This is a genomic window from Gardnerella piotii (assembly GCF_049815665.1).
Taxonomy (GTDB): Bacteria; Actinomycetota; Actinomycetes; order Actinomycetales; family Bifidobacteriaceae; genus Bifidobacterium; species Bifidobacterium piotii.
On record NZ_CP187450.1, the window covers coordinates 303,710 to 321,815 of the forward strand.

The window sequence follows — 18,106 nt, forward strand, 5'->3', positions numbered from 1 at the left end:
CTAACGTCTTCGCCACGCAGAAGCAGTGCTTCTGCCTTGAGTGGCTCAGCGAATCGAAGTGCATTCGCGCGCCACGCTTTAAGCGCTCATGCAAGTCGATTCGCGCATTGGAGTAGGAATGAAGCCTAATAAGAAGGAAAAGCAAGCAAAACGCAAAAAATCGCATTTGCGTCGTATCTTAGAGCCAATCGTTCTAGCGCTTGCAGCAATCCTATGCTTCACGTACCCAGTAGCGTCAACGCTGTGGAATAATCACGCGTCTAAGCAGCTTTCTGCCATTTACGACAAGCTTAGCCGCGAGCAGCCTAAAGATGCGCGTGCAATTAGCTTAGAAAAGGCTCGCCGCTATAACGCGCATCGCAACGCGATTTTTACGGCAGATCCATATAACGGAACGGAAGATTTTAAGAAAACACCTGAGTATAAAAAGTACGATAGCGTGCTGGATGAGCCAATGGGCATTATGGGAATCGTGAAAATCCCGAAGATTGGCGTTAAGCTGCCGATTTATCACGGTAGCTCGCAGGATGTTTTAGCATATGGCGCTGGTCATTTGTATGGCACGGATTTGCCAGTTGGTGGCAAAAATAGGCATTCTGTTATTACTGCGCATACGGGTTTGCCGCATGCGACTATGTTTGACGACTTAATTTACCTTAAAAAAGGCGATTTTTTCTATTTGGATATTCAAGGCGAGACGCTGCGATACAAGGTGTTTCGCATTAGCGTTGTAGAACCAAATGACATCAGCTTGTTGCAGCGCGAGAAGGGGCGTGATTTGGTGACTTTGCTTACTTGCACGCCGTACGGTGTGAACTCGCAAAGGCTGCTGGTTACGGGGTATCGCGTGCTGCCTGATCTTGTTAAGGCGCCAGATGACAAGCTGCAGTGGCCGCTTTGGATGACGCTGTTTGTTATTGCGCTTGTTGGGTGCGCGGTGATTCTTGCGACTATGGTTGTTGCAGATGCTAAAAGAAAGCGCGGCAGGTTTGATTTGCACGCTAAGCATTTGTCGATTCTTGCTTAAATCTGCTTTATTTTCCGCTTTTTGTACCATATTTGACCCAAATCACGTACAAACTCGGGAAAATCTTCCGCATTTTGTACCATATTTTACCCAAATCACGTACATTTTCGGGAAAGATTGCGCAATCGCCATTAGCGCAATATACACAAAGCATGACACAATAGTGTGTAGTGTGTTTTTTGAAGGGAGCAGGTTCCGTGAGTGTTCAACAAACCTTGCAGCGCTGGATGATTACGGTAGGTGGAGTGGAGCAGGCACGCGTTGGCGCGGGTCAGTCTGTGGAGATTGGCAGGAAGCCTATACGCCCTTTGCGCGAAGATGGTTTTATACGCGTAGACGTTGTAGACAATAAGCGCTCTATGTCTAAAAGACACGCGCTTTTTATTGTTGATGCAAGCGGCGCGGCTACGATTCGCGATTTGAACTCTACAAACGGAACTTACTTGGTTAGCGAAAGCGGCGATTTGCTGCGACTAGACCCAGGCGTTGATTTTCATATGCCAGATAGCATTGTTCGCATGCAATTTGGCGATGTTCCAGTTGATTTTGTGCGCATTGAAGAAAAGGCACCGCAGGGAAGCGATGCGGGTGCGCAGCCAGTGCGCGATTTGTTCTCTTATGCGCCAGATAATGATATTAAGGAGCCAGACGCGGCGGATTTGTCGGTAGATGATATTCTTGACATTCGCGCGGGGGAGCCAACGGGAGTGTTCCATGCGCAGTCGGTTTCGCGGCCTGATTTGGTTTGGGATAGTCAAAAGCGGCTTAATGATGCTGCTGCGGCGGATGACCTTGGTAGTGCTTCGGCGGCGGATGCTGGTGCGGATGCGGATGATAATGCGGATAATAATTCTGCTGTAACTTCTGCTGAGCCTTCAAGTGTTGCGCCTTCAAGTGTTGCGGATGTTGCAAGCGTTCTAGATGTTGCAAGCGTTGCAGAAAGCGTTGCAGAGCAAATTAAGCCTGTTATTGCAGGTCAGGTTGTTTTGCCTGTTGTTCGAGATGAGTTTGAATCGCCTGTGGAACCGCGCAATTTATTTGACGATGCTGCAAATAACGATGTATCTAGTAACGATGTTGCTAGTAATGATGTATCTAGTAACGATGTTGCTAGTAATGATGTTGATAGTAACAATGATGCTAGTAACGATGCTGCTACTAACGATTCTGTAGATAATGATGTATCTACTAACGATGCTGTTACTAACAATGATGCTACTAACGATGATGCTAGCGATGTAAGCAATTCTAGCAATGTAAGTGACGCTAACAACATAAGCGATGTAAGCGCTACAATCGCAAGCGATTCCGCGCAATTTACACCAGCTTTTGAGCCAGGATCCGTGTTTGAAAAAGTTTCAAATGGCGAATTTAGCGCTCGCAAAGAAGTGGTTTCTGCTGGAGGATTTACATCGGAAGAAGCGCAAAAAACAGACGATTTTGCCGAGCAATTTGAGATGGCAAAGTACCAAGAGTTGCTGCCATTCTTGGCAATGAACACAAATTTGTACGACGATTTGTATGCGTGGCTTTCGGCGCAGGGGAATGCAGACGTGGATCAAGCGTTGGCGCAAAATAGCGGATACAGCGCGTATCGCAATGCAATCGGCTTGTAAACAAGGGAGTTGAGTAGTATGAGCGATAATCAAAATGACTTTATGCACAGCCAGCAAGGCCAGGCAAGTCAGTTAAGCCAGCAAAATCAGCAAAATCTTTCAGACAAGCCAGACCAGGCTGCGCCTCGCCAATCTGCACAATCTTTGCGCGCCGAGAAGCTCGAGCGCATGAACAAATGGCATGAAAAATACAAGTCGCAGCTTGCTCCTTCTCCGCTAGAAGACATAACAAAACTTTGTGCGCAACTAGAGTTGACTCACGCGCATCCTTCGGGAATCGCCCAGCTTTTTGCCAGTGGAAAGGCCACTCTTCAAGCGCTTTTCCGCGATTCGGGAATGCTGCGTGCGGCAGGTAGAAGGCTAGACAGAGTTTTTGAAGACAGAGACAACAAAGCGCACGAAAATGGCGTTTCGGAGCTTTCGCTTGTTGTTGGAGTTGCGTCTTGGAGCGGCAATCATGTGCCAGTTTTAACATACCCAGTACGCGTTTTGCGAGAAGCTGGAAAAGACGAGACGGCTGCAACGATTTACTTTTCGGGAAACGTTCGCCTAAACCACGCTCTTGTTCTTAGATTGCAAGAAAGAGGCGTACACCTTAGCGAAGACGCGCTTTTTGATGGCTCAAACTACCAGAGCGGCACGCCAGAAACATCTGCAGTTTTTGACGCGATTTGTGCTGCTGCGCAAAGAGTTTTCCCAGATTTCGACATTGAGCGAGATATTGTGCTCGGTTGTTTTACGGACTCGGGATCTAGATTCTTAGCAGAAAGCGGTCAGATTTTACGTGCGCTTAAGCTGGGGAACGTTGGAAATACAATGATTGACGCGATTGCGGGAGATGATATTGCCGTTGAATCGCTGGGCGCAAAAGCTACTTCCGACTATTCTCCACTAGATGCAGACCCACACTACGAATATGAAGTTGGTGACGTTAGTAACGCTGTGCGATACGCTGCAGGAATGGCGTCAAATGGCGCTTCTTTGGCAATAGACGCAGATGCTGGATGTGATTCCGCTTTAATCGCATCTGCGATCTCTTCGCGCTGCGTTCTTGCAGGAAAGTCCGTTTTGTACGTTCCAAACGTTATGGAGCAGCAGCGCCGATTCCGCCACGCTCTTAGCGCAAACGAGATTTCTTCGCTTTCGCTAGACGTTTCGGATTCACATCTTGCAAAGCACGTTGATGCGCAGCTTATAGCGGCCGTTGGGTCTCGCCAAAGCGTTGCTTCTAGCCGTTTTGAGCAAGTTTGCGACGAGCTTGTTGGCGTTAAAACGCGATTAAACCGCTACTTGGGTGATTTGCACGGAGTAAACGAGCGATGGGGTGTCTCCGCTTATCAGACTATGCAAAATCTTGCAGGAATCGCCATGCTGCCTACGCATCCTTGCACGCATGTTCGTCTTAGTGTAGATGCTGCGCGCTCGCTTTCTGGTCATTTAGACGAGTGGGCGCAAAAGCTGCACGAGGCAGATTCTCTTGGTGAATTTACTACTAATGCCGAAGATACGCCGTGGTTTGGTGCTTCGCTGTTTAGCGAGAACGAGGCTGTAACAGTGTATCAGCGCGTTGTAGACGTTCTTACAAAGCTTTTGCCAGCCGCGCGCGAGCACGTTAAGTCAACTGTGCAAAATTGCGGTTTCCCTATTCCTTCTACGGCGCGAGAATGGGGTAGGCAGGTTACGGTTCTAAAGAATCTTCGCCGCGTTTTAGACGTTTTCCAGCCAGATATTTTTGAGCGCGATCTTAACGCAATGATTGAAGCGAGCAAGCCTAAAGCTGTTCGCAAGCGCGAAGGCACGCCAATGGGCTTTTGGGAGCGCAGGCATCATATTAAAGAAGCGCGCAGCCTTTTGCGTGTTGGCGCAAAGGTAGACGATCTTCACGAAGCGTTAAAGATTGTTGCCGCGCAAGCTGCGCAATGGCGTACTTTTGTGCCTCATGGCGGTTGGCCTGTATTGCCTCCTAAGCTAGACGAAATCGTTAGCACGCAGGAGCTTTTAGACCGTAATCTTGTAGCGCTTAACGCTGTGCTTTCTACAACGCGACTTGGCGCAGACCTTGAAAACATTGAGTTTACTAAGCTTGACGAGCGCTTGCAAGCCTTGCACGATAGTCGCGAATCTTTAGACACGCTACCAGGTAGGTGTGTTATTGAGCGTGAATTGCGCGGCGTTGGTTTAGAAGATCTTGTTTGCGACTTGCGTAGGCGTAAAGTTACGGGCCAGGCCTTAGATGGCGAGCTTCATCTAGCTTGGTGGACTACCGTTTTTGAAGATATTGTTAATTCTTCCGAGATTATATCTAATCAAGACGGTTCCGCGTTGCAAGACGCTTCCGATCGTTTTGTGCAAGTAGACACAGAGCACGTGCGTTCCGTAGGACCAATGGTTCAGCAAGAAGCACTTAAAAAGCTTTGCGACTTGCTTTTTGCGCGTTCTCAAGAGGCAAATCAGCTTCACACTGCTCTTGCAAGCAATGGTTCGGGTGTAACTTTTGCTAAGTTGATGAACTCCTACCCAGATTTGCTGCTTGCTGCTAAGCCGATTCTGGTTGCAATGCCGTCTACTTTAACTATGATGACTGAGTTTAAGCCGATTGTAGACGTTGTGATTATTGATTCTGCAGAGCATATTAACAACATTGAGCTGCTTAGCATTCTTGCGCGCGCACGCCAAGTCGTTGTTATTGCGCACAAGCAAACTGTTAGCTCGCAAAGCGTAAGTGACCTTATTAGCGTTTTGCCTACTGTTTGCGTTAAGTCGCGAGCAACCAGGCGTTCCGCGTATCTTGCCGATTTCCTTGAAAATCACGGCTACGGCGTGCTTAGACACGATGTTCCTGTAGAAAAAATGCAAGGCAAGGTTAAGCTTCATCAAGTAGAAGCCGCTGGCGTTCCAGTTATGGCAACTGGTCTTATTGAAAGCAGCCAGCGCGAGATTGATGAAGTTGTGTCTTTGATTAAGCAGCGCGCTAAGACTTTTAGCGTTGTTCCTTCTAGTTACGTGCTTGCAGTTGTGACTCTTACAAGCGTGTTTAGAAACAGGCTTGGAGCGGAGCTTAAGGCGTTGGCTGTTAAAGACGAAAATATGGGTAGATTCCTTAGGCATGTACGACTTGTAAGCGTAAACGAAGCTGTTGGTGCATATGCAACGGATGTTATTCTTTCGCTGTGCTACGCAAAGACTTCGCACGGAAGGCTTTTGCAGCAGTTTGGAGTTTTGGAAGAAGAAGGCGGAAAGTCCATGCTTCTTGACTCCTTGGCTTTGGCTAGAAGAAACTTGGACATTGTTTGCGCATTTAAGTCTAGCGATATGGAAGATGATCGTTTGCATCAAGACGGACCTAAGCTTCTTAAGGATTTGCTTACTTGGGCGCAGAATTTGGACGATAATCCAGTTTATGCAGTAAATACAGCGGTTGCTGGTGATTCTGGAGATGCTAGCGAGGCTAGCGACGAGGGTAACGAGGGCGAGCCTACTAAATCGCAAGCTGCTGGCGACTTTTCCGCAAACGGCTTTAGCAACGTTTTGTTTGCGGATTTGGCAGAACGAATTCGCTCTCGCGGCCTTAATGTGGCAGTAAACTACGGTTTTAGTGAAGATCATAGCATTCCTCTTGTTGTTGGTTTGCCAGATAAGCCGTTTGCTTTGGCTGTTCTAACCGACGATGCGAGTTTTATGAGCCTTGAGTCTACTCGTGAGCGCAATCGCATACTCGCTCAAGATTTGGAATATCTTGGCTGGTCTGTTATGAACGTTTGGAGCGTTGGAGCATTCGTTAATCCCGAAAAAGAAGTTGAGCGAATTGTTTCTAGAATTGGCGAGCTTTATAAAAGCGGCGAGCAGCAATGAGCGAATACAACGCTAATCGCAGGTGTTCTAGGGGCCATTCGCGCGTGGTTCGTAAAGGGTCGGAGCTTTTTGACGCGGATGGCGTAAAGCAAGAGCCAGGTGATGCTCAAACGATTGAGCAGCGCGCAAAAGACGACGATAATCGTATTCTTGGCGAGCTTCCTCCGCATTGGGCGGTTTTTAGCGAACGCGGTAGATAAGCTTTGCATAGTTGCTGGCATGCGTTTATTTATTGCTTGCTAGTTTTGTACAGCTATTACCGCAAGGTTTGGAATAATCGCTTGCGTGTTTATGATTTGCAACGCGTTTTCTGCTGGCATTGCTAGCAGTGCGCTTTGCGCAGAATTGTTTACGTTAACAACGATTACGTTGTGAACAAGCGAAACGTTTTTGTCTTGCAAAGTAATGTTATCGGAAAAACTGGCGTCGCTAGAGGTTTCTATTTGTGTTGGATTTGTTGAATGGTTGGCTGTATTTAAGCTGTTTGGAACTTTGCTAAACGCTATAGAAATAACGTCTCCTGGCGCAAGGCTGGCGCTACTGCTTGCAAGATTAACCGAAATCGTTGTAAAGCCAGGCGGAATTTTTGTTTGTTTTGTAACTTGATTGCTAAAAATCGGCGTTCCGTATTTAATGTTGCACGCAGCAATAATAGCGTTTTTAGAGGAATTGTTTATAGAAGTTTGGTTAAGAACATTGTTAAAAACGCTGCTTTTAGGCACGTTAACGTAATGCAGGTCACTTTGTTTAATCACGCTGCCTTTTGCTATGTTTCTAATGGCTACTGGCACGCTTTGAGTAGCTTGAAACGTTGAAATAAGGTGTATTGAAAACAATGTTGCAACACTTATAAAAAATATTGAAAGCATGTTTAAGGTTTGCGCCCTTTTTCTGCGCTTTATAAGCTCTACTGGCACCTTGTTTTCCGCGCTGTAGCCAACTGTTTTTAGTAAAAATGATGTACGCATATAAGCATCATTTATCACGCGTAGCGCTTTTGCAAGCTTTTTTGTGCAATGTGGTTAAAGGCTAGCTTAGATGGGGATTTTATGAGGATTTTATTCACATATAAACATTTTTGATGAAGTTTAATAGTTACTTACGCACATATGCACATAAATAGCCATTTTTGATTGGTATTAATCCACATATCAACATATATCAATATAAGTGATTACTAACATACGCACACATGCGTAGCAAAATAAACGCCACTTACGCACATAAGCACATAAGTGGCGTTATAAATTTTCAATTTATTCACATACACACATAAGTTGCGTCATATTTTTTCACTTATGCACATATGCACAAATTTTAATGGGTTATTTGCACGTTACTTATCGGTGCGATAAAATCCGCTACCCTTAAAGCTGATTGGTGGTGCGCTAAAAACCTTACGAACTTCTTGCTTTCCGCACTTTGGGCACACGGTAATTGGCTTATCTTCAAACGATTGATGTTGTGAAAAATCATATCCGCATTGCTTGCAACGGTAATGATAAGTAGGCAACGGTTCCTCCAATCTATAATTCCATCACATATCCTAGCTCATAATACCGCCTCGTTAAAGCGGCTAATCGCTAATCGTAAACGCTTTTTGTTTGTAAAATTTTGCGAAACAATCGCAAAAAATTCGACACGCCGACTTATTTTTAGCCTTTACATCCTTAATGCACTTTATATTTGTACGTATGGGTTATGAATCGGTGAGCGCGTTAACGGTATTGATCATCATCGTAGCCTTAATGTTTGGTTGGTTGCCTAAACGCACTGAAAACAGCATGAAGTCAATGCTGGAGCACAGCGAAGATAGGTATTCACCTTCGTTGCACATTGTGGATTATAGCAGTGATTCGCTTTTCCACGCGTGTAGCGGCACGATGGCGAAAGGGGTTGGCATGCAGCCGTCGAAGATGCAAGCGAATACAAAGCCTAACAATGGCAAGTTCAGTCGCAATGGCGTGAACGCTAATAAACATAAGTGCGCTAAGCAGTTTAATGGTGCTTTTACGCCTGCACACGTTGCCCGTATTCGCGCGCTTCGTCGTGCAGCAATCCGCCGTCGCCGTGCGTTGGTGCTTTCTCTAGCGTTTTTAACTCTTGTTGTGTTTGCTGCGGGTCTTTCTGGCCTTTATAGTGCGTGGTTTGCAATCATTCCTCTTGCTGCTGTTTGCACTGTTCTCTATTTTGGTTCTATGGCTGCTAAGCAAGCGCGCAAGTGGGAAGCAAAAGTTGCTTTGTATAACAAGCGTTCTGCAGCTTTTAATGATTCTGTTGTGGAGCCAATTTTTGACGCTGCTGTAAACTCAGTTGTTGAAAATGCCGAAAACTCACAGCATGCCGAAAATCCAGACAACACAGAGACTTCGGTTATGCAACAGCGAGATATAAGCATGGCTTTAGCTGGATCAAGCAGTAAAGAGGTGGCAAAAAGCGCGGTTGCTGGCGATTTTTCCGCTGCTAATGATGCGCGCTCGCAAGCCGATGCCTCCAACTCTAACCAAGATCTTATATCGTTCTCGTTTGGCGATGATTCTAGTGATTTTGGTGCTAATGGCAAAAATGCGGGTCCGCAAAGCTTAGAGATAAAGTCCACTAAGCAAGTTACTAAAGCGATTTCAACAGACGATTCAAACGAATCGGCGGCGGCTTTCGATTCAAGCAAAGTCTCTGAAGTATCTGAAGTTACTGTAGAGCCTCCAGTTAGTACAAAAGACTCGCTTGGTAAAGCCGATTTAAGGGATGTTTTGGCTCGTCGCGCTGCTTAAAGTTTGTAAAAATTTTCTAAAATTTTAGCACTCTAGTTGGTAGAGTGCTAAAAACGCGCTATTATAAGGTTCAGTGCTCGATAGTTTTGACGTGATCGTCAGCCTCGTCAACATTATTCGCGCAAAGGTTACATTTCTCTAGAAAGAGGTACCGAAGTGTCGATTAAACTCACACCTTTGGAAGATAAGATTATTGTTAAGCAAGCTCAGGCAGAAACTCAAACTGCTTCTGGCTTGTACATTCCAGATAATGCTAAGGAAAAGCCACAGCAGGGAGAGGTTTTGGCTGTTGGCCCAGGCCGCCGCGACGATAAGGGCGAGCGCATCCCTATGGATGTTAAGCCTGGAGACAAGATCCTTTACTCCAAGTATGGTGGCACAGAAGTTCATTACGAAGGCGAAGATTACTTAATCGTTTCGTCTCGTGACGTTCTTGCAATCCTTGGCTGATTTTATTACTCGCTTGGCTAATTACTTGTATTAGTCAAGTAATATAAAGCTATTTAGCGCTGAAAATGACGGTTTACCGCTGTTTTCAGCGTTTTTGTTTAATCGTTTAGTGTGTCTGATTTGTTTTAATACGTTTAATAATTTATTTAATTTGTTTAAGACGCGACTATTATAAAATCATGGATTACAAACATCGCAGTATTTTAGATACTTTGCCAAATTATAAGCAAGGTAAACCAGCGCCCGCATTAGATGGCATTCGCGCATATAAGATTTCTAGCAACGAAAATCCATTTGAGCCGTTAGAAAGCGTGAAAAGCGCCATTTCTAGCCGTGCGCTTGGGGTTATTAATCGTTATCCAAACATGCGCGGAACAGAAGTCGTAGAAGAGTTAGCTAAGAAGTTTAACGTTACTCCCGACGAGGTTGTTCTTGGATGCGGCTCTACAGAGGTTATTACGCAACTTGTGAATCTTGTTGCAGGCCCTGGAGACGAAGTCATATACCCGTGGAGAAGCTTTGAAGCGTATCCGATTATTGTTACTGGTGCTGGCGCTACAAGCGTTAAAATCCCTAATCGCGCAGATGGATCGCACGATGTGGACGCAATGATTGATGCGATTAATGAGCGCACGCGTCTTGTTATTTTGAACAATCCAAACAATCCTACATCTGCATCGCTTTCAGACGAGGAAGCTAGACGAGTGCTGGACGCTGTTCCAAGCAATGTTTTGGTGCTTATTGACGAAGCTTACGTGCAATTTAACAACGCAAAGGGTACGGCAGATGGCATGCAACTCTACCGCGAATATCCAAACGTTGTTGTTGCTCAAACATTCTCTAAGGCTTACGGTTTGGCTGGTTTGCGCATTGGCTACGCTATTGCAAACGCGCAAGTCGTAGATGGTATGCGAAAAGTGGCTGTTCCGTTTGGTGTAAGCCAAATTGCACAAGTGGCTGCTCTTGCGTCTTTGGAGAGTGAAGCGCTTGCAGAAATGCGCAATCGCGTAGATGCGCTTGTTAAGGAGCGTAACCGCGTTGTGAGCGGTTTGCGAGAGCAAGGGTGGAATGTTGCCGAGCCATACGCAAACTTCTTCTGGATGCCGTTTGGCGAAGATACAGAGCTAGCTAATCAGCGTTTTGTTGATGCAGGTCTTTCTGTGCGCGCGTTTGCTGGGGAAGGTATTCGCATTACAATCGCAGAAACCGAGGCAAATGATCGCGTACTTAAAGTGTGCGAGTCTTTAAAGAAAGATGGTTTTTCGCTTAAATAGCAGATAAATAATCGCATTTTTTAGATGCATTTAGATGTGATTTTTGCTTTCGGCGTGTCTTGAACTTGCATTAGTCGCGCGTTCGTGGCAAAATAACAAAGTTGCCGTTTGGAGATATTCTTCTCCGCACGGAAACGTTGGCGGGTTACCAGAGCGGCCAAATGGGACTGACTGTAAATCAGTTGCTTCGTGCTTCAGTGGTTCAAATCCACTACCCGCCACGCCTCGATAGCTCAGTGGTAGAGCACTTCCTTGGTAAGGAAGAGGTCGTGAGTCCGATTCTCACTCGAGGCTCTCTGGCGGGGTAGCTCAGCTGGCTAGAGCGTACGACTCATAATCGTAAGGTCAAGAGTTCGAGTCTCTTCCTCGCTACAATGGCCAGCAGGAGTTGGTCAACATACAATATTCTAGAGGTGAACAAAATGGCAAGTAAGAGCGCAGACATCCGTCCAGGCATTACGCTTGCATGCACGGAGTGCAAGGAGCGTAATTACATCACGACGAAGAATCGTCGTAATACGCCTGATCGCCTTGAGTTGAGCAAGTTCTGCCCACGCTGCGGCAAGCATACTCTCCATCGCGAGACTCGCTAAAAGCGTGAACTTCGGCGAAGTTTTATAGCTTTATTACCCCGCGTTTTGCGGGGTTTTTTGTTATTTATTGCTGTTAGGATTAATCGTATGAGTATGCAATCATCCTTATTGGAATCTGATAATCCAACTTTTGCAAATCTTACAACAATTGGTGTTGGTGGCTCTATTGCTCGTTTTGTAGAGCCTACTAGCAGAGTAGCTGTTATCGAAGCTGTAGAAGACGCAGATTGCGCTGGATTGCCGCTTTGTGTTATTGGCGGCGGGTCTAACATGCTTGTAAGCGACGAACCGTTTAACGGAGTTGTTGTGCGTGATGCTCGTCGCGAGATTTGCGTTTTAGATGAGGCTGCTCCTGGCATAGACGGCGTTGATAAAACTAGCGGAGATTTTTTGGTTCACGTTAGTGCAGAAGCTGGCTGCAATTGGGATGATTTTGTGTCTCACACTATTGAGCTTGGATTGCAAGGCGTAGAAGCGCTATCTGGGATTCCTGGAACGGTTGGAGCGTCTGTTGTACAAAACATCGGCGCATACGGTGCGGAAGTGGCGCAAAGCGTTGAATCTGTAGAGGTTTGGGATCGTAAAGATAAAACCACTTTTTATATGAATCTTGCAGATCTTAAGTTTGGCTACCGCACTTCTGTTCTTAAAAAAAGCATGTATAAGGCTCCTGGTGTTGCTGCTGATTGCTTCTTCCCAACGCCTAGATACGTTGTTTTATCTGTTACTTTTTGCTTAAAACATTCAAAAACGGGTGTTGTGGCTCATTTGCAGCTTGCTCACGCGCTTGGTGTGCAAGTTGGAGATAGGATGGAAACATCTAAGATTCGTCGCGAAGTTTTGCGCGTCAGAGCGTCTAAGGGCATGCTTGAAGATGCTATGCGCTACGCAAATAAGTGGATGTGCTACGCAAAAAGCGAAAATGGTGTTGAGTATTCGATTAGGCTTCAAAATGAAGACTATTCTGCTGGAGATTTGTTAGAAGGCGATTCTAAGTATGCTGATCGCCATAGTTGCGGAAGCTTCTTTATGAATCCGATTTTGACTAAAGCTCAAGCAGATTTGCTGCCAGAAGACGCTCCGCGCTTTGACGCCACTTTGCCAGATGGCTCTAAAGGAGTTAAGACTTCTGCAGCATGGCTTATTGACCATGCTGGATTCCACAGGGGATTTAGACTTACGCAAAGCGATGGCGAAAAAAGTAAAGCTGGGTTGTCTTCTTTGCACACTTTGGCGTTGACTAATCGTAGTTGCGCAAAGTGCTCGGATATTGTTGATTTAGCGCGCAAAATCATAGATGGTGTTTACGATTCGTTCGGAGTAAAACTTGTTCCAGAACCTGTTTTAATCGGCGTTAGTGTGGATTGTTAAGATATTTGTTAAGACATTGTTAACACAAATTTAGCATAATTTAACATAATAAATTGCGATTTGTGTTGTGATTTTCCGCTAGACAAAGTACTATGCTCTTTTAATATCGTAAAAATTATTGTTTAATAGCACTTAATGTGTGTTGAACCGTATTTTTTGCGATTTATAACATATAACCCCTTATATGGAATGTTTTAGACGTAGTTTTAGAGAAGGTTGGATTATGCAAATATGGAGAAAAAAGTCTGTTGAGCAGACTATTGCAGAAACAATGGATGGTGATCGCCATCTTAAGCGCACGCTAAATGCTTGGGATCTTGCGGTTATGGGCGTAGCGGTTGCTGTTGGCGCTGGAATCTTCTCTGTTGGCGCTCAAGCAGCTGCATTCCATGCGGGACCAGCGGTGATTATTAGCTTTATTATTGCTGGAATCGTTTGCGGAACGGCTGCAATGTGCTACGCTGAGTTCGCTTCGATGATTCCTGTTGCAGGATCTGCATACACCTTTACGTACACAACAGTCGGCGAGCTTATTGCTTGGATTATTGGCTGGGATATGATTCTGGAAATGCTTATGGCAGGATCTGTTATAGCCAAATATTGGGGCGTTTATCTTAACGATTTAATGCATTTGTTTGGTCTTAACGTATCTACTTCGGTAAATATTGGCGGTTTTACTTTTGATCTTGCTCCAGTAGTTATTGTTGCGTTCTTTACGATTATGCTTGTTGTTGGAACAAAGCTTTCTGCTCGTTTTGACGGTGCTTTAACAATCTTGAAGATTGGCATTGTTCTGTTTGTTGTTGTTGTTGGATTCTTCTACATTAAGGCTTCTAACTTCACTCCATTTATTCCACCTGCAACAGACGTTGCTAGCGTTAAGGGAATTCACGTTTCTGGCACTATGAGCCAGCCGCTTTGGCAGTGGGTTACTGGCATGCAGCCAGCTGTTTACGGCGTTACGGGTATTCTTTCTGGTGCAGCACTTGTGTTCTTTGCATTTATTGGATTTGACGTTGTTGCAACTACGGCAGAAGAAACTAAAGACCCGCACAAGAACATTCCTAAGGGCATTGGTCTTGGTCTTTTGATTGTGACTGTTCTTTACATTCTTGTTGCTGTTGTTACAACTGGTATGGTCTCTTACAAGGATTTGGCTAAGCAAGAGGCTCCTTCGCTTTCTACTAGCTTTGAGCTTGTAGGCGCAACTTGGGCTGCTAAGATTATTTCTCTTGGCATTGTAATCGGCTTAACAACTGTTGTTATGGTTCTTCTTTTGGGCCTTACACGTATTGTGTTTGCTGTTAGCCGAGATGGTTTGCTTCCACGTAGCTTCTCTAAGGTTAGCAAGCGAGGAATTCCTGCACGCATTCAGATTGTTTCTGGCGTTGTTGTTGCAATAATCGCTTCTACGTTAGATATTGGAATTCTTTCCGATATGGTGAATATTGGTACGCTTTCTGCGTTCTTGCTTGTTTCCGCAGGCGTTCCTATTATGCGTATGCGTAGACCTGATTTGCATCGATCCTTTATGGTTCCATGGAATCCAGTTCTGCCAATTTTCGCCGCGCTTTCTACGTTCTGGCTTATGCTAAACCTTTCTGTGCTTACATGGATTCGTTTTGCAATCTGGCTTGCAATCGGTTTTATTGTGTACTTTGGCTATTCTTACCGCAATTCTTTGCTTGGAAGGCAACTTCGTAAAGCTAAGAAGCTTGGTGTTCCAGTAGAAACCTTGTTTGCGCAAGATGCTGCTGCCGCCGAAAAAGTTGCGGAAGGCGAGTCGGAAGACCAAGCGCGAGCTGAAGCTGCTCAAGAGGCAGCTGTTGGGTCTGCTCAAGAGGATGCTCAATAGGCTTTTGCTTTTAGACGTTGATTTTTTGAGACGTTGATTTAATGTGTTGAGTCGGTATGCGATTACGTATGCCGACTCAATGCGTTTTGCACTCGTAACGTGAACTATAATAGAAGAGTTAGTTTATTTTTGAGTGTGAAAGGGTGCGTTTGTTATGCCTTACGTTATTGCAGAACCGTGCGTTGACGTTAAAGATAAAGCGTGTGTTGACGAGTGCCCTGTTGATTGCATTTACGAAGGCGATCGCACGCTTTATATAAACCCTAATGAATGCGTTGATTGCGGTGCGTGCGAGCCTGTATGCCCAGTAGAGGCCATCTTTTACGAAGATGACGTTCCAGAAGAGTGGGAATGGTATAAAGACGCTGCTGTTGAATACTTTAACAAGCTTGGCGATTTAGGTGGTGCGCAAGAAGCTGGCCCATCTGGTTGGGATGAGGATCGCGTAGCTGCTCTTCCTAAAAAAGATGCTTAAATGCCCATTTGAGCAGCATTGTTGCCGTACTTTTTTCTTACTGCATCTAATACGTGTTCTGCGTGACTTATTCTTGCATGCGTATTTTTTATTGCGTTTTGCGCAATTTCTGTTGAATTTTTACGCATACCACTTATGGTGTTTTCTCTTTCGTTCTCTTCTAAGATGTCGCTAATCGTAGGCTGAACAAGCGCTTTGCTTTTATCTACAAGATTGCTTACGCTAACGCCAGCAAGCCTGACGGAGCCTAGTAAACAAATATGACTTCCGCCTAATTTATGGTCATGAACTGTTGGGTTTACTGATTCTAGTAAATCGCAAGCATGCTTGTATAACTCTGGTGCGCAATCGGTTACGTTTCTTAATGTTTTGCATCTTGTTGCATAGTGCAAATTGCTAAATCGCAATTTTAACGTTATTGTTTTTGCCATTGTGTTGCGATTGCGTAATTCTTGCGCCACTTCGTTGCAGCAGTGCCTGATCAGGTTTTTCACTGCTGCAATATCCGTGGTGTCTTTATCAAGAGTGCTTTCTGTTCCAATGGATTTTTCTGGAACGTGGGGCGTTACTTGCCGTGCATCAATTCCGCGCGAAGTGTTATAAAGCATTCGCGCAAGAACTTTAGATTCAGCAACTCGTTCCAAAGTCTTCTCATCTACACTTCTAAGCATCTCAATGCTGTTTATTCCCCACGTAGCTAGTTTTTTGGCAAGCGCGGGTCCTATTCCTGGTATTGCTCGTAATGGCATTATTGAAACAAAGTCGGCATTGCGATTTTGGGGGATAATCAGCATTCCGTTTGGCTTTGCGTTCGTTGACGCCATTTTTGCGATCAGCTTATTTGATGCAATCCCCACAGAGCAAGTGATATGAAACTTGCGCGCGACTTCGCTTCTTATCCACTTGCCTATGGCGATGGGCGTTTTCCAGCGTAATAACGCTGAGCTAACGTCCATGTAACACTCGTCTACAGAAACTTGTTCAACCTTATCTGTGATCTTTGAAAAGACCTCCTTAAAAATCCTAGATGAAATGGAAACGTAATATGGCATATCTACCGGCAGGAAAATGCCATTAGGGCACAAGCTTCGTGCTCGCGCTGTAGGCATAGCGGAATTCACGCCATACTTACGTGCTTCGTAGCTGGCTGCCGAAACTACGGAGCGCGAGCCTGTACCAATAATCACAGGTTTGCCAAGTAACCTAGGATTACGCGCCGCCTCGAGTGATGCATAAAATGCATCCATATCGATATGAAGTATTGTGCAGCCAGACGTGTTGCGCCCCCAATCGCGTTTAGCTGCATTAACTCGCGGTGCTGTGCTCATGAATTTATAGTAGAACAAACGTTCGATTTTGTACAATAGCGTGTCGCAATAAGTTTACGAAAAATAAGTGTAAAATACGCAAAATAACTACTGGCAAATATAACTACTGCCGTGTAGGGTATGCTTTATGAAACAAATCATAGTAAACGCGCTAAATCGCATGCCTGTTTTGCTAATCGTTGTTGTAGAAGCTGCAACGGTCTATCTAGCAACGTCTATAGCAAAGGTCGCGTTTAGCCAGCTCGATCCGCTATATTCTGTGTGGTATCGCGTTGGGTTTATGTCTTTGTTTTTGCTTGCTTGGAGAAGACCTTTTTCGCGTAAAAAGCGCGCTCGCAACTCTCTTCCTAAAACATTAAAAGAATGGTTAATTGTTGTTGCAGTAGGCATTTCTGTTGTTCTTATGAACACAATGTTTTATTTAGCTATTAGTTGTATGGCTGTTGGAGTGGCTGTAACTATTGAGTTTGTAGGGCCTTTAATGGTTGCTGTTATAACGGGTAAAACATGGCGAGAGCGCGTTGGAATTGTTATTGCTGCTTGTGGAATTGTGCTTCTTGCAAGCGCGTCTATGCGTTCTAACGAAAGCCCGCATTTTCTTGTTGGATTAGTGGCAATTCTTATTGGCGGATCAATGTGGGGAATGTACATTGTATCTGGGCGCATGCTTGCAAGAGGCTCTAATGCAATTGACAGAGTTAGTATAGCTATTTTAATCGGTTGGCTTTTGCAATCGAGTGTTCTTGGTGTTCCTGCAATTTTGCATGTTGTGCATCCTAAATCTAGTGCAACTTGGGCTGCTCAGCCTTACGGATCTTTGAAACTTCTTGGATTAATGGTTGTTATTGCAACTTGTGCGTCTTTTATTCCAACGCTTTTAGACCAGGTTTTGCTAAAGCGTGTGTCTTCTGCACGGTATTCGGTTATGCAAGCGCTTTACCCTGCGATTGCTGCAATTGTTGGAATGGGATTTGGCGAAATGCCAACGTTGATTGACGTTTGCGGAATGGCTCTAGTTATGTTGGCTGTTGTGATTACATTTTCGGGAGATCATAATCCCGCATAAATATTGCTGTTTGGCTATTAAATCCACTTTTGCGCTTTTGGTGTGTCGCTTAAGCATTGTGCACGTCCTCAAGAGGTGATATAGTCTGAATCTGTTGCTATCTTGAATAGTTACAAAGTGGAGTCATGCCTGAGTGGCCGATAGGGGCACCCTGCTAAGGTGTTAGTCGCGTAAGCGGCTCGAGAGTTCGAATCTCTCTGACTCCGCGGTTTTAGCTCTAAATCGTTGAAAAATCAGCGGTTTAGAGCTTTTTGTTTTGATTTTGCACATAGCACCATGGTTGCTATTTTGGCCTATAGACGATATAACCCCTATTTTTCTGATTGCAACATATTCCTATAAACGCGAGTCGCCAGCAACCACCACTACTGTGTATGATTGTGCACAATTGTGCATAACAATGTGGATAACTGCCCTCTAAAATAGCC

General features: G+C 45.0%; 15 protein-coding genes and 4 tRNA genes. 16 read left to right on the forward strand and 3 right to left on the reverse strand.

Going from position 1 to position 18,106, the window contains the following annotated elements:
- The first annotated feature begins 118 nt into the window (after positions 1-118).
- The 4 genes from ACPEIW_RS01245 to ACPEIW_RS01260 all read left to right on the forward strand — a co-directional run bounded on the left by ACPEIW_RS01245 (position 119) and on the right by ACPEIW_RS01260 (position 6,695).
- Positions 119-1,027: a class C sortase gene (locus ACPEIW_RS01245; protein WP_425664364.1), complete on the forward strand. Its 909-nt coding sequence runs from the start codon at positions 119-121 to the stop codon at positions 1,025-1,027.
- A 197-nt stretch (positions 1,028-1,224) separates the two neighbouring features.
- Positions 1,225-2,643, forward strand: a complete 1,419-nt coding sequence (locus tag ACPEIW_RS01250; RefSeq protein WP_425663930.1) for an FHA domain-containing protein — start codon at positions 1,225-1,227, stop codon at positions 2,641-2,643.
- An 18-nt stretch (positions 2,644-2,661) separates the two neighbouring features.
- Positions 2,662-6,495 (forward strand): helicase, encoded by a 3,834-nt coding sequence (locus tag ACPEIW_RS01255; protein ID WP_425663932.1) that lies wholly within the window; start codon positions 2,662-2,664, stop codon positions 6,493-6,495.
- Positions 6,492-6,695: a hypothetical protein gene (locus tag ACPEIW_RS01260; protein ID WP_004131677.1), complete on the forward strand. Its 204-nt coding sequence runs from the start codon at positions 6,492-6,494 to the stop codon at positions 6,693-6,695. Before ACPEIW_RS01255 ends, ACPEIW_RS01260 begins: the two co-directional genes overlap by 4 nt.
- A gap of 39 nt (positions 6,696-6,734) precedes the next feature.
- Here the strand turns inward: ACPEIW_RS01260 and ACPEIW_RS01265 are convergent, their stop codons facing one another.
- Entirely contained in the window at positions 6,735-7,463 is a 729-nt protein-coding gene (locus tag ACPEIW_RS01265; protein WP_016830030.1) for a hypothetical protein, read from the reverse strand.
- A gap of 368 nt (positions 7,464-7,831) precedes the next feature.
- Positions 7,832-8,008: an FmdB family zinc ribbon protein gene (locus tag ACPEIW_RS01270; RefSeq protein WP_425663935.1), complete on the reverse strand. Its 177-nt coding sequence runs from the start codon at positions 8,006-8,008 to the stop codon at positions 7,832-7,834.
- Between the two features lie 235 nt (positions 8,009-8,243).
- Here ACPEIW_RS01270 and ACPEIW_RS01275 point away from each other — a divergent pair, with 235 nt between their 5' ends.
- From ACPEIW_RS01275 to fdxA, 10 genes are all read left to right on the forward strand, one after another.
- Positions 8,244-9,266: a hypothetical protein gene (locus ACPEIW_RS01275; protein WP_422112774.1), complete on the forward strand. Its 1,023-nt coding sequence runs from the start codon at positions 8,244-8,246 to the stop codon at positions 9,264-9,266.
- A 156-nt stretch (positions 9,267-9,422) separates the two neighbouring features.
- Positions 9,423-9,716, forward strand: coding sequence for a co-chaperone GroES (gene groES, locus ACPEIW_RS01280; protein ID WP_004131681.1), 294 nt, complete (start codon positions 9,423-9,425; stop codon positions 9,714-9,716).
- A 179-nt stretch (positions 9,717-9,895) separates the two neighbouring features.
- A complete protein-coding gene (hisC, locus tag ACPEIW_RS01285) occupies positions 9,896-10,990 on the forward strand; it encodes a histidinol-phosphate transaminase (RefSeq protein WP_425663937.1) in 1,095 nt (364 codons plus the stop codon).
- 139 nt (positions 10,991-11,129) lie between these two features.
- Positions 11,130-11,211: transfer RNA gene (locus ACPEIW_RS01290), tRNA-Tyr, on the forward strand.
- Between the two features lies 1 nt (position 11,212).
- Positions 11,213-11,284, forward strand: a tRNA-Thr gene (locus ACPEIW_RS01295).
- Positions 11,285-11,288: 4 nt separating this feature from the next.
- Positions 11,289-11,362 (forward strand) — tRNA-Met (locus tag ACPEIW_RS01300).
- 50 nt (positions 11,363-11,412) lie between these two features.
- Positions 11,413-11,583 carry a 50S ribosomal protein L33 gene (rpmG, locus tag ACPEIW_RS01305; RefSeq protein ID WP_004114322.1) on the forward strand — a complete coding sequence of 57 codons (171 nt, stop codon included), beginning with the start codon at positions 11,413-11,415 and terminating at the stop codon, positions 11,581-11,583.
- An 87-nt stretch (positions 11,584-11,670) separates the two neighbouring features.
- Positions 11,671-12,954 (forward strand): FAD-binding protein, encoded by a 1,284-nt coding sequence (locus ACPEIW_RS01310; protein WP_425663939.1) that lies wholly within the window; start codon positions 11,671-11,673, stop codon positions 12,952-12,954.
- Positions 12,955-13,177: 223 nt separating this feature from the next.
- Positions 13,178-14,809: an APC family permease gene (locus ACPEIW_RS01315; protein WP_425663941.1), complete on the forward strand. Its 1,632-nt coding sequence runs from the start codon at positions 13,178-13,180 to the stop codon at positions 14,807-14,809.
- A gap of 154 nt (positions 14,810-14,963) precedes the next feature.
- Entirely contained in the window at positions 14,964-15,284 is a 321-nt protein-coding gene (gene fdxA / locus ACPEIW_RS01320) for a ferredoxin (protein WP_128813788.1), read from the forward strand.
- Here fdxA and dinB read toward each other — a convergent pair.
- Positions 15,281-16,612 carry a DNA polymerase IV gene (gene dinB / locus ACPEIW_RS01325; RefSeq protein WP_425663944.1) on the reverse strand — a complete coding sequence of 444 codons (1,332 nt, stop codon included), beginning with the start codon at positions 16,610-16,612 and terminating at the stop codon, positions 15,281-15,283. The genes fdxA and dinB overlap by 4 nt on opposite strands.
- Positions 16,613-16,739: 127 nt before the next feature.
- On the opposite strand from dinB, the gene ACPEIW_RS01330 reads away from it, so the two are divergent.
- Together ACPEIW_RS01330 and ACPEIW_RS01335 are read left to right on the forward strand one after the other, a co-directional pair.
- The gene (locus ACPEIW_RS01330) at positions 16,740-17,678 is read left to right on the forward strand and encodes an EamA family transporter (RefSeq protein ID WP_422112769.1); all 939 of its coding nucleotides are present in this window, start codon (positions 16,740-16,742) and stop codon (positions 17,676-17,678) included.
- 119 nt (positions 17,679-17,797) lie between these two features.
- A tRNA-Ser gene (locus ACPEIW_RS01335) sits at positions 17,798-17,884 on the forward strand.
- Positions 17,885-18,106: the final 222 nt, after the last annotated feature.